The sequence below is a fragment of the Microbacterium sp. genome (assembly GCF_011620715.1).
Taxonomy (GTDB): Bacteria; Actinomycetota; Actinomycetes; order Actinomycetales; family Microbacteriaceae; genus Microbacterium.
Genome location: NZ_WOYP01000030.1, coordinates 4,914 through 16,050 on the forward strand (window position 1 = coordinate 4,914; position 11,137 = coordinate 16,050).

The 11,137-nt window shown below is 69.1% G+C and carries 11 protein-coding genes and 1 pseudogene; 3 read left to right on the forward strand and 9 right to left on the reverse strand.

Annotated elements, in window-relative coordinates:
* From QZV84_RS03160 to QZV84_RS03180, 5 genes and pseudogenes are all read right to left on the reverse strand, one after another.
* Positions 1-1,409 (reverse strand): annotated as a pseudogene (locus QZV84_RS03160) (excinuclease ABC subunit UvrA); the annotation flags it as partial.
* A 75-nt stretch (positions 1,410-1,484) separates the two neighbouring features.
* A complete protein-coding gene (locus tag QZV84_RS03165) occupies positions 1,485-1,913 on the reverse strand; it encodes a TA system VapC family ribonuclease toxin (protein ID WP_292825180.1) in 429 nt (142 codons plus the stop codon).
* The gene (locus QZV84_RS03170) at positions 1,910-2,137 is read right to left on the reverse strand and encodes a hypothetical protein (RefSeq protein WP_292825182.1); all 228 of its coding nucleotides are present in this window, start codon (positions 2,135-2,137) and stop codon (positions 1,910-1,912) included. The genes QZV84_RS03165 and QZV84_RS03170 overlap by 4 nt, the downstream gene beginning before the upstream one ends.
* Positions 2,138-2,168: 31 nt before the next feature.
* Entirely contained in the window at positions 2,169-2,753 is a 585-nt protein-coding gene (locus QZV84_RS03175; protein ID WP_292825185.1) for a DNA-3-methyladenine glycosylase I, read from the reverse strand.
* Complete coding sequence (locus tag QZV84_RS03180; protein WP_292825188.1) at positions 2,750-3,754, reverse strand: DUF1731 domain-containing protein; 1,005 nt, start codon at positions 3,752-3,754, stop codon at positions 2,750-2,752. The genes QZV84_RS03175 and QZV84_RS03180 overlap by 4 nt, the downstream gene beginning before the upstream one ends.
* 48 nt (positions 3,755-3,802) lie before the next feature.
* On the opposite strand from QZV84_RS03180, the gene QZV84_RS03185 reads away from it, so the two are divergent.
* Both QZV84_RS03185 and QZV84_RS03190 read left to right on the forward strand, forming a co-directional pair.
* On the forward strand, positions 3,803-4,411 hold the full coding sequence (locus QZV84_RS03185) for a DUF4166 domain-containing protein (RefSeq protein WP_292825191.1): 609 nt from the start codon (positions 3,803-3,805) through the stop codon (positions 4,409-4,411).
* A gap of 12 nt (positions 4,412-4,423) precedes the next feature.
* Positions 4,424-5,104, forward strand: coding sequence for a TetR family transcriptional regulator (locus tag QZV84_RS03190; protein WP_292825194.1), 681 nt, complete (start codon positions 4,424-4,426; stop codon positions 5,102-5,104).
* Between the two features lie 101 nt (positions 5,105-5,205).
* Here QZV84_RS03190 and QZV84_RS03195 read toward each other — a convergent pair whose 3' ends face one another.
* A complete protein-coding gene (locus tag QZV84_RS03195; protein WP_292825197.1) occupies positions 5,206-5,436 on the reverse strand; it encodes a hypothetical protein in 231 nt (76 codons plus the stop codon).
* Between the two features lie 93 nt (positions 5,437-5,529).
* Positions 5,530-7,536, reverse strand: a complete 2,007-nt coding sequence (recQ, locus tag QZV84_RS03200) for a DNA helicase RecQ (RefSeq protein WP_292825200.1) — start codon at positions 7,534-7,536, stop codon at positions 5,530-5,532.
* Positions 7,537-7,747: 211 nt separating this feature from the next.
* Here recQ and QZV84_RS03205 point away from each other — a divergent pair, with 211 nt between their 5' ends.
* Positions 7,748-8,269 (forward strand): DUF4262 domain-containing protein, encoded by a 522-nt coding sequence (locus QZV84_RS03205; RefSeq protein ID WP_292825202.1) that lies wholly within the window; start codon positions 7,748-7,750, stop codon positions 8,267-8,269.
* Positions 8,270-8,474: 205 nt separating this feature from the next.
* On the opposite strand, the gene QZV84_RS03210 is transcribed toward QZV84_RS03205, so the two are convergent.
* Positions 8,475-8,759, reverse strand: coding sequence for a hypothetical protein (locus QZV84_RS03210; RefSeq protein ID WP_292825205.1), 285 nt, complete (start codon positions 8,757-8,759; stop codon positions 8,475-8,477).
* A gap of 158 nt (positions 8,760-8,917) precedes the next feature.
* The coding region (locus QZV84_RS03215; RefSeq protein WP_292825208.1) for a DUF3516 domain-containing protein at positions 8,918-11,137 on the reverse strand (2,220 nt) is incomplete at its 5' end.

Here is an 11,137-nt window from a genome sequence, read left to right on the forward strand (position 1 = left end):
CCGGTGATGGTGTCGGACTTTCGGAGCCCGGCAACGTCGCCGGTGTACTGGATCTCGCCACCCGCGCGCCCGGCGCCGGGACCGAGGTCGACGATGTGATCCGCGATCTCGATCACCTCGGGCTTGTGCTCGACGACGAGCACGGTGTTGCCCTTGTCGCGCAGGAGCTTCAGCAGCGCGTTCATGCGCTGGATGTCATGGGGATGCAGACCTGCGGTGGGCTCGTCGAAGACATAGCTGATGTCGGTGAGGGCAGACCCCAGGTGGCGGATCATCTTGGTGCGCTGCGCCTCGCCGCCCGACAGCGTGCCGGACGACCGGTCGAGCGAGAGGTACCCCAGCCCGATGTCGACGAACGAGTCGATCGTGGCGCGCAGGCCCTGCATGAGCGGGGCGACCTCGGGGTCGTCGACTGTCGCGAGCCAGTCGGCGAGATCGGTGATCTGCATGGCCGCGGCATCCGCGATGCTGATCCCCCTGATCTTCGAGGACCGGGCGCCTTCGTTCAGCCGGGTTCCGTGGCAGTCCGGGCACGCGGTGAACTTCACGGCCCGGTCGACGAACGCGCGGATGTGGGGCTGCAGGCTGTCGCGGTCCTTCTGCAGGAAGCTCTTCGTGATCTTCGGGATGAGCCCCTCGTAGGTCATGTTGATGTTCTGGATCTTGACCTTCGTCGGCTCCTTGTAGAGGAAGTCCTCACGCTCTTGCGCGGTGTAGTCCTTGATCGGCTTGGTCGGGTCGACGAAGCCGGACTCGGTGAAGCCGCGCACCATCCAGCCGTCGACGCTGTATCCGGGGATCTTCAGCGCGCCGTCGGCGAGGGACTTCGTGCTGTCGAACAGCTCGTCGAGGTCGACATCGCTGGCTTCGCCGAGACCTTCGCACCGCGGGCACATCCCTCCGGTGATCTCGAAGGAACGTCGCTCCTTGACCTTCTTGCCGCCTTTCTCGAACGTGACGGCCCCGGCCCCCGAGACCGACGGGATGTTGAACGAGAACGCCTGCGGCGAGCCGACGTGCGGCTGCCCGAGTCGGCTGAACAACATGCGCAGCATCGCCTGCGCATCGGTGGCCGTGCCGACCGTCGAGCGGGAGTTCGCGCCCATCCGCTCCTGGTCGACGATGATCGCGGGGCTCACGTTCTCGAGCGCGTCCACCTCGGGGCGGTTCAGCTGCCCCATGAACTGCTGCACGAACGTCGGGTAGGTCTCGTTGATCAGCCGCTGCGACTCGTTCGCGATCGTGGCGAACACCAACGACGACTTTCCCGACCCGCTCACCCCGGTGAAGACCGTCAGGCGACGCTTCGGGATGTCGACGCTGACGTTCTTGAGGTTGTTCTCGCGAGCGCCGACCACGCGGATCATCTCGTGGGAATCGGCGATGTGGGCGGAGGGTGACTCGGCCATGGGGTCCTCTCGATCGGCGGCCCTTCATTGTGCCGACAATCGCGGACACCGCGCCTCCTGAATACTGCTCGGCAGTCAGGGGATCAGCGCGACGACCTTAGCGCCGGAGGGCACGGCGGTCGTGACGATGCGCGTGTCGAACGTCGCCAGCAGCGCATCGTTCGACGCGGCGAGGTGCAGGAGATACGTATCGGTCACCTGCGAGCTCGCGAGCAGCCGCTCGGTGTGCACCGAGCCGTCCAGGAGGCTCACCGAATCGGGGAGGAACGCGTGACCGTCTCGTGCGGCGAGACTCGCGAGACTCGCGAGCACGACCGGCGCGGGCTGGGTGTTCGGATACTTGGGATGACTCACCACCCGGACCACCCCGTTCTGCACGGTCGGGCTCGTGTGCCACGGCGCGGCGCCCCGCTCGGCGAACCAGCGATGAGCGCGATCGTGGTGCACGTGCAGCGGGTCGATCAGGGCGATCACGACGTTCACGTCGAGCAGATGTCGTGTCACGACGGGTCGTCCCGGAGGGCGTTCACGTCCTCCAGCGAGGCCGGCGTCGCCGTGGAGGATGCCGGCAGCAGCACGATGCCGTTCCGCGTGTCGAAGCGACGGCGTTCGGTCAGCGTCGCCCGAGCGAGCTGCGAGAGGGCCTCGCCGAGGGTGAGGCCTCGCGAGTCCGCGAATTGCTTCGCCGCGGCGAGCACGTCGTCGTCGATAGTCACGGTGGTGCGCATGCATCGATCATCATGCATCATGCATCACGCGTCAATGCCGGGGCGCGTCAGCCCGCCAGCATCCCTCGACGTGGTCGTCGACCATTCCCGCCGACTGCATCAGGGCGTACATCGTGGTCGACCCCACGAACCGGAACCCGCGTTTGCGCAGCGCCTTGCTCATCGCGTCCGATTCCGCCGTCGTGGCAGCGACGTCGGCGAACGTGGCCGGGCGCCGCCAGGTCGGCGGGGCGAACGACCACATGAACGCGTCGAACTCCCCGTCGTCGAGTCCGAGCATGAGCTGCGCATTCGAGATGGTCGCCTCGATCTTCAGCCGGTTGCGGATGATCCCGGCATCCGCCATCATTCGTTCGATGTCGCCCTGGTCGAATGCGGCGATCACCGCCGGGTCGAACCCCGCGAACACCTCGCGGAAGCGCGGGCGCTTGCGCAGGATCGTGATCCACGACAGTCCCGCCTGAAAGCCCTCGAGGCTCATCTTCTCGAACAACGGGCGGTCGCCGTGGAGTGGTCGGCCCCACTCCTCGTCGTGGTATCTGCGGTACTCGGGATCGTCGCCCACCCACGCGCACCGCGCGGTGCCATCGGGTCCGATCCTCACATCAGCGGTCACCCGGCCACCCTACGGCGCGTCGCCGACAGGCGGCGGATGCAGTCGCGCAGCGCCTCTTCGAGGTCCGGGTGCGCGAAGCGATAGCCCGCGGCGGTCAGCCGCTCAGGGACTGCCCAACGGCTCTTGAGAATCAGTTCGGGTTCGGTGCGCAGCGCCCACATGGCTGGTTCCAGCATCCACCGGTATGCGGGGAGGCCCACGGGCGCACCGACGATGCGCCGCAGCGTGCGCATGAGCGTCCGGTTGTCAGAGGGGTTCGGACTCGCCAGGTTCACCACCCCAGCGAGGTCGTCGCGGTCTATAAGGAACCGGATGCCGCCCACGACGTCGTCGATGTGGATCCAGCTGAAGCGCTGCCGACCCTTCGTGTCGTGGTGCGGCGCGCAGCCGTCGCCACTCGGGTGCGCGCCGATTCCCCGGTAGCGCCGGTGCTGCGGCCAGCGCCCGTCGATGTGCGGGCCGCCCAGCCCGACCCGAGCCAGGCGCACGAGCATCCGCGTCGCGGGTCCGTCGCCCAGGACGATCGCCATCCGCAGCGCGACCCTCCGCGTGCCGGGCAGGTCGCCCGCGAAGAACTCGCGCTCCCAGCTCGAGGCCACGTCGACCGAGAACCCGCTGCCGATCACGCCGGTCGCCTCCGTGTTCGGACGGTCCATCGAGTGGCGGTAGATCGTGGCGGTCGACGCGTTCAGCCACACCTTCGGCGGGTGTGCGGTCGCGATCACGGCGTGACGCAGCATCCGGGTCGTCTCCACCCGCGAGCGCAGCACCTCGTCGCGGTTCACGTCGGTGTAGCGGCAGTCGACCGACTTGCCGGCGAGGTTCACCAGGACGTCGGCGCCGTCGAGCAAGGCCGCGATCGCCGCGGGCTGTGCCCAGGTGACCGGGCCACTCCGCCCGATCGTCCGCACGTCCCAGCCGTCTGCGCGGAGCGCGTCGGCGAGCGCGCGGCCGATGAATCCCTGGGCGCCCGCGATCACTGTGCGTCGCTGGTTCGTCATCACGATCCTCTTTTCTGAACGTGTTCAGAATAGGATACTCTGGGTGGCATGCACACCGTCGCGGCGGAATCGGTCTACCAGCGGGTGGCACAGGGCGAATGGGACACCCTGGATCCGCGACTGCGCGCCTACTTCGGTCCGGCGCCCTCAGGCACCGTCGGGGTCGGCCGGGGAATATTCGAGTTCGCCGGCTCCCGCATGCGCGTCTTGCGACTCGTCTTCGCCCTGACCACGCGGAGCGGGATCCTGTTTCCCGAAGTCGGTCGCGACGTCCCCTTCACCGTGATCAACGCGCCCGAGCCGGACGGAAGCCTGACGGCGACGCGCACGTTCGCCTTCCCGAACCGCGTGCGGGTCATGCGCGACACTCTGGTTGTCCACGACGGGCGGCTGGTCGAACGCGTCGGAAAGGGCGGCCGGCTGGAGCTGACGCTGGGTGTCACTGTCGTTGACGGCGGGATGAGGCTGGAATCGCGCCGGCTCGGCCTGCGGCTCGGCTCGCTTCGGCTGCCGTTGCCGGCGTTCACGCGCGTGACAGTCGACGAGTGCGCGGATGGTGCCGGTCAGCGCGTGGACGTCCGCATGCAGTCGCCGTTCATCGGCGAGATCTTCCGCTATACGGGCACCTTCACGTACGAGCATGTCCCCCCGCGATGAGGGAGTTGCATAATGACCACCGAAGCCGCTGAAGCGCCGACCAAGAGCGAGCGCACCCGCGCGGCCATCCGCGACGTCGCACTGCGATCCTTCCGCGAGCGGGGCTATGACGCCACCACGATCCGCCTCATCGCGCACGAGGCGGGAATCTCGGTCGGCACGACGAACTATCACTTCGCGAGCAAGAACGACCTCGTCCAGGAGCTGTACCTCGATGTGCAGCTCGCTCACCGCGGTGCGGTCACTCCGCTGCTGGAGACCGCCGACGACCTCGTCGACCGGCTCGCGCTGGTGTTCCGCACCGGGCTCGCCGAGCTGGAGCCCTATCACCGCTTCGCGCCCGAGTTCCTGTCGGCCGCGATGTCGCCGCGCTCGTCGGTCAACCCCCTCTCGGAGGAGTCGACACCGTCGCGCGACATCGTGGTCGGAGTGTTCCGCGACGCCGTGACTGGAGCGAAGAAGAAGTCCCTCCCCGCCGAGTTCGAGGACGGACTGCCGTCCGCGCTCATGATCGCCCACCTGCTGCTGGCGCTGTTCTGGGTCTACGACCGCTCACCGGGTCAGCGGCACACCCAGCGGCTGGTCGATGGCGGCCTCCGCCTGCTGCGGCTCTCGCTGCCGCTGCTGCGGATTCGCGTGCTGCGCGCGCCGCTGCGCGAACTGCTCGATCTGGTCGCCGAGGTCCGGGCTTGACTTGCTCTCGGTCGGCACACAGCTGACCTGCACCTATGCCGACGACAACGGCGACACGCCAGCCTACGTCGAGATCACCTCGACGGGTCGGTTCCGGGCGGCTACAGCGTGAGGCCGTGGCCGAAGCGGAAGAGCGGGTCGACGGTGTCGACACGGTGTCGAAGGGCACATCCGGTCGTGATGCCTGGGCCCATCGAGATCATCTGGAAGAACGGCCCCGCCTTCTCGGCGAGGGTCATCTGTGACAGGAGGATCTCCACGCGCTCATCGACGGGCAAGGCGGAGTCGCGGTAGCGGGTATCGACCTCGAGGGTCGCGGCGTCGTTGCTCATGTGGCCAACACTAAACCGAGCAGCGCTAGGTTTTCAGGGAGGGTGCTTCCCGAAGGGGCGGCTCCTGATCTCGTCGGCAGCACCGCGAGCGATTCACGCGGACGCGGCGATCACCTCGAGCACGGCGGCACCGTATGCCTCGCGCTTCTTCGCACCGATTCCGGTGATGCCGTCGAGGTCGCCGAGCGTCGCCGGACGCTGCTCGGCGAGCGCTCGCAGCGTCGCGTCGCCGAAGACGATGTAGGCCGGCATCCCCTGCTCCTTCGCGACCCCGGCACGCCACTCTCGGAGCGATTCGAAGACGGGCCGATCGGCGGCATCCAATGATTCGGATGCCGCCGCCCTGGGTGCCCGAGAAGACCCGCCGCCGGACCCACCGCGGCCGAGCACGTCGCGCCGCAGCGGCACGGGCGCCTCCCCGCGCAAAACTGCTGCCGCCGGCTCGCCGAGCGCGAGCGTGCCGTACTCGCCCTGCGGAATGAGGATGCCGCGGGCCAGGAGCTGGCGGATCACGCTGCGCCAGTCCTGGTCGGTGAGATCGGCCCCGAGGCCGTACGTGGACAGCGCGTCGTGGCCCTGCTGACGGATGCGGTCAGTCGAGGCCCCGCGCAGAATATCGACCAGGTGCCCGGCGCCGAACGCCTGGCCGCGCTCGCGCTGGAGGCGGACGATCGTCGAGAGGAGCTTCTGCGACGGGACGAGCCCGTCCCAGGTCTCGGGGGCCTCGAGGCACGTGTCGCAGTTGCCGCACGGACCGGATGCCTCGCCGAAGTAGCCCAGGAGGTTCTGGCGGCGGCACCCGACCGTCTCACACAGGGCGAGCATCGCATCGAGGTGCTGCCCGAGCCGGGTCTTGTACGCCCGCTCGCCCGGCGACTGGTCGATCATGCGGCGCTGCTGCACGACGTCGCCGAGCCCGTACGCCATCCACGCGACCGACGGCTCGCCGTCGCGGCCGGCGCGGCCGGTCTCCTGGTAGTACCCCTCGACCGACTTCGGCAGGTCGATGTGCGCGACGAAGCGCACGTCGGGCTTGTCGATGCCCATGCCGAACGCGATCGTCGCGACCATCACGACGCCGTCTTCACGGAGGAACCGGGCCTGGTTCGCCGCGCGCACCGACGCGTCGAGCCCGGCGTGGTACGGGAGGGCGTCGATGCCCTGCGTGCGCAGGAACTCCGCCGTCTGCTCGACGCTCTTGCGGCTCAGTGCGTAGACGATGCCCGCCGATCCGGCCGGCTGCGACCGGATGAACGCGAGGAGCTGCTTGCGCGGCTCGACCTTGGGGTCGATGCGGTACTGGATGTTCGGGCGGTCGAAGCTCGCCACGAAGTGCTGCGCGTCGGGCAGCTGCAGCCGCTGGGTGATCTCGCGATGGGTCGCATCGGTCGCCGTGGCGGTCAGGGCGACGCGCGGGACGCCCGGGAACTGCTCGCCGAGGTCGCCGAGCATGAGGTAGTCGGGGCGGAAGTCGTGTCCCCACTGGGAGACGCAGTGCGCTTCGTCGATCGCGATGACGCTGAGCGTGCCGCGCTGCAGCAGCGCGCGCGTGGACGGGCTGGACAGCCGCTCGGGGGCGACGTAGATCAGGTCGAGCTCGCCCGAGAGGTACGCCCGCTCGACCGCCGCGCGCTGAGGCGCGGCCTGTGTGGAGTTCAGGTAGGCCGCGCGCACGCCGTTCGCCACGAGCGCGTCGACCTGGTCGTGCATGAGCGCGATGAGCGGGCTCACCACGAGGCCCGTCCCCGGCCGGACGAGCGCGGGGATCTGGTAGATCAGACTCTTGCCGCCGCCGGTCGGCATGAGCACGACGGCGTCGCCGCCCGCGACGACATAGTCGATCGCGGCGGCCTGATTGCCGCGGAACGCGTCGTAGCCGAAGACCGTGTGCAGGGCCTCGCCGGGGGTGGCGTAGCGGGACGGCGTCGCCTTGGGGACAGCGGGCGGGGCGGATGCCGGCGCCGTGGTCGGCGGCATCCATCCGTCCTCGGGCGGGGGTGCCCACGCGTCGTCAGCGGGCGGTGTCCAGAGGTCGTCGGGCGGAGGCTCGTCGTCGGCCCACACCGCATCGGCGTACGGGTCGGCGGACGGAATGCTCATCCGCTCCAGGGTAGCCCGCGTGGCCGACACGCTCCGTCCGGTGCGCACAGAATCGGGGGGATTCGACGACACGGCGCGTCGCGGCATCCGATCCCCGTGTGTTTCGGACGATCCCCGATTCTGTGCCCGCTGGTCGGACGGGCGTCGGAGGTCGGTCCTACTGTGGCCGCCATGATGATCCGCGTGCCCATGACCCCCATGGGAGAACGACATGACCGACCACATCGCACCCGACCTCGCCGCATTCTTCGATCAGGAAGACGCACGCCTAGCTGACCAGATCCGCCGGTTCGGGTTCTCCGTGCAGATGATCGGAGGTGGCCGCTGTTCCGCGCCCGGCTGCTGCGCTCCCCTGAGCACTCGCCCCTTCGCGTACACGGTCGGGCTCTTCGGCATCGGGCACCCCGAACTCGTCGTCGTCGGACTCGACATCTCAGAGTCGTCTCGCGCGTTGAACGCGGTGGGGCGGACGGTGCTCGACGGAGGACGGATCATGCCGGATGTCGAGATGACTGCTTCCGGATGGAGCCGACGCTTCGTCGCGGAAGCGGTGCCGAATCCCGGCGACATCGCCTTCAACGCCAATCGGTTCTACCAGCGACCGCCGGAGTTCTCGGTGCCGCTCCTGCAGCTCAGCTACCCCGACCGGCGAGGGCGTCTTCCGTCGGACCCGTCGTACTCAGGGTCTCGCAAGCGCCAGCCGCGACCTGGCGAATGGGACGCGCTGGCGTAGTCGCACCGCCATGCCCCTGGGACCTTCCCTGCCGCCAACCGCCCTCGGCGGAGCCGATTCGGGCGGTTACCGACAGGCGAGCCGCCAGGTCGTCAGAGGCGCAGGGTCGAGTTCTGCGAGCTCGGCGTCCTTCTGCAGGACCGCCAGGCGCACGCAGACGAAGGGCGCCCTCCCCAACGGGCGCCCTGGTGTGCTCTGCCGCGACTTAGCAGTAGGTCGCGTCGTTCCCGTCGAGCGATGCCAGCAGCGAGCCGAGCCCGCCGGGGCCGTCGACGCCGAACAGTCGCGCGACGTTGCCGAGGCCGAGTCGCTTCTCGCCCGCGAACGAGCTGGAGTGCTCCCCGAGACCGCCGTCGGATTTCGCCGCCTGGGCGGACACGACGCCCCAGCAGTTGCTTCCTTCCGCGGCGGACGCGGGTGCGGCCAGGGCGAGACTGGCAACGATGCCGGCCGCTCCGGCGAGGGCGAGCGCGCGAGTACGTGTGCGCATGTGAACCTCCTTGTTCGAAGGCGGCCGGAGTGGCCGCCTGCACGGTCTTCGTCGCCGACGCCCCGACCGGATTGCTGCAGAGCCGCAGTGTCGGCTTGCCGTACACGCACGGGACACGCCGAGGATGCGCCGACATATACGGCAAGTCGACCCAGGGCTCAGAGGCGCAGCACGTCGGTGATCCGCACGACCGCGGCGCCCTCCTCCTCGGAGGCGGCCAGGTCGACCTCGCCGCGGATGCGCCAGTCGTGATTGCCTTCGGGGTCGTCGATCGTCTGCTCGACTTTCCAGACACCGGATGCCGCAGCATCCGTCTCATCGACGGTGACGAGCCGCGGCGAGCGCGCCGGGCCGCCGCTCAGCATCTCTTCGTGCTCGTCGAAGTAGGCGTCCAGGGCGGCCGACCAGTCCACGTCCGGGTCGAGTTCGGCGAGCTCGTCGTCCTTCTGCAGCGCCGCCAGGCGCACGCGCCGGAACAGCTCGTTGCGCACGAGCACCATGAAGGCCCGGCGATTCGTGAGGACCGACGGAGGTGCCGGCGGCACGACCGGCGCAGTCGGATCGGCGACCGGGTTGATCAGGCTCTCCCACTCGTCCACGAGGCTCGAGTCGACCTGGCGCACGAGCTCGCCGAGCCACTCGATGATGTCGAGAAGCTCGGGCGTCTGCGCCTCGGTCGGCACGGTCTGGCGGATCGCGCGGTATGCGTCGCTCAGGTAGCGCAGCACGAGACCTTCGCTGCGGGCGAGCTGGTACACCTGGATCAGCTCGGCGAACGACAGCGCGCGCTCGAACATGTCGCGCACGACCGATTTGGGCGACAGCTCGAAGTCGCGCACCCACGGCTGGCTCGACGCGAACACCTCGAACGACTGCGCGAGGAGTTCTTCGAGGGGCTTAGGGTAGGTGACCTCTTCGAGGAGTTCCATGCGCTGGTCGTACTCGATGCCCTCGCGCTTCATCGCCGCGACGGCCTCGCCGCGGGCCATGAACTGCTGCTGCGACAGGACGGGCCGCGGGTCGTCGAGGGTCGCCTCGATGATGCTGACGACATCGAGCGCATAGTGGCCGGTGCCCGCGGCATCGGGTGCATCGCCGGGATCGAGTAGCCCGATCGCGGCGAGAGCGAACGGCGAGAGCGGCTGGTTGAGTGCGAAGTTCGGCTGCAGCTCGACGGTGAGACGGATGTCCACTTCGCCAATTCGGTTGTCGAGTAGCGACGAAGGAGCGTACCGAGGCACAGCCACCACGACCTCGGCCGCGACCAGGGTCCGGAAGATGCCCAGCGCGCGACGGGCCAGTTCGTACTTCCGGGCGCGCGGCTCGTGGTTGTCGAACACGAGGGAGCGGACGTTCTCGAACACGTCGCCGCCCCGCGCGATCACGTTGATCATCATCGCCGCGGTGAGCTGGAGATGCGGCTCGAGCGGCTCGGGTTCGGCGGCGACCAGGCGCTCGAACGACGCCTCGCCCCAGTTGACGAATCCCTGCGGCGCCTTCTTGCGCACGATCTTCTTCTGCTTCTTGGGGTCATCCCCCGCCTTGGCGACCGCGGAGGTGTTCTCGATCTCGTGCTCGGGCGCCATCACGACGACGGTTCCCGCGGTGTCGTAACCGGCGCGCCCCGCCCGGCCGGCGACCTGGTGGAACTCACGGGCGCTGAGCTGCCGCATCCGCTGCCCGTCGTATTTGGCGAGCGCGGTGATCAGCACCGTGCGGATCGGGACGTTGATGCCGACGCCGAGGGTGTCGGTGCCGCAGATCACGCGCAGCAGGCCGCGCTGGGCGAGGGTCTCGACCAGACGCCGGTAGCGGGGCAGCATGCCGGCGTGATGCACGCCGATGCCGGCGCGGACGTAGCGCGAGAGCGTGCGGCCGAACGCCGTCGTGAAGCGGAAGCCGCCGATCGCCTCGGCGATCGCATCCCGCTGCTCGCGCGAGACGATCCGCACCGAGGACAGCGCCTGCGCCCGCTCCATCGCGGCGGCCTGCGAGAAGTGCACGATGTACACCGGCGCCTGGCCGGTATCCAGCAGCTCCTCGACGGTCTCGTGCACGGGCGTGCGAGCGTACGAGAAGTGCAGCGGCACAGGCCGCTCCACGCCGGTGATCACCGCCGTCGGCCGGCCGGTGCGCCGCGAGAGATCGGCCGAGATCCCGGTCACATCGCCCAGCGTCGCCGACATGAGCACGAACTGCGCGCGCGGGAGCAGCAGCAGCGGCACCTGCCAGGCCCAGCCGCGGTCGGGGTCGCCGTAGTAGTGGAACTCGTCCATCACGACCTGATCGACCTTCGCGTCGGCGCCCTGCCGCAGCGCGAGGTTCGCGAGGATCTCGGCCGTGCAGCAGATGATCGGCGCATCCGCGTTGACCGACGA

Excerpts from the sequence above, each read along its gene's own strand:
- QZV84_RS03170 (WP_292825182.1), bottom strand. The coding sequence starts at position 2,137 with ATGCGCACCACCGTGACTATCGACGACGACGTGCTCGCCGCGGCGAAG.
- QZV84_RS03180 (WP_292825188.1), bottom strand. The coding sequence starts at position 3,754 with ATGACGAACCAGCGACGCACAGTGATCGCGGGCGCCCAGGGATTCATC.
- QZV84_RS03185 (WP_292825191.1), top strand. The coding sequence starts at position 3,803 with ATGCACACCGTCGCGGCGGAATCGGTCTACCAGCGGGTGGCACAGGGC.
- QZV84_RS03190 (WP_292825194.1), top strand. The coding sequence starts at position 4,424 with ATGACCACCGAAGCCGCTGAAGCGCCGACCAAGAGCGAGCGCACCCGC.
- QZV84_RS03195 (WP_292825197.1), bottom strand. The coding sequence starts at position 5,436 with ATGAGCAACGACGCCGCGACCCTCGAGGTCGATACCCGCTACCGCGAC.
- recQ (WP_292825200.1), bottom strand. The coding sequence starts at position 7,536 with ATGAGCATTCCGTCCGCCGACCCGTACGCCGATGCGGTGTGGGCCGAC.
- QZV84_RS03205 (WP_292825202.1), top strand. The coding sequence starts at position 7,748 with ATGACCGACCACATCGCACCCGACCTCGCCGCATTCTTCGATCAGGAA.
- QZV84_RS03210 (WP_292825205.1), bottom strand. The coding sequence starts at position 8,759 with ATGCGCACACGTACTCGCGCGCTCGCCCTCGCCGGAGCGGCCGGCATC.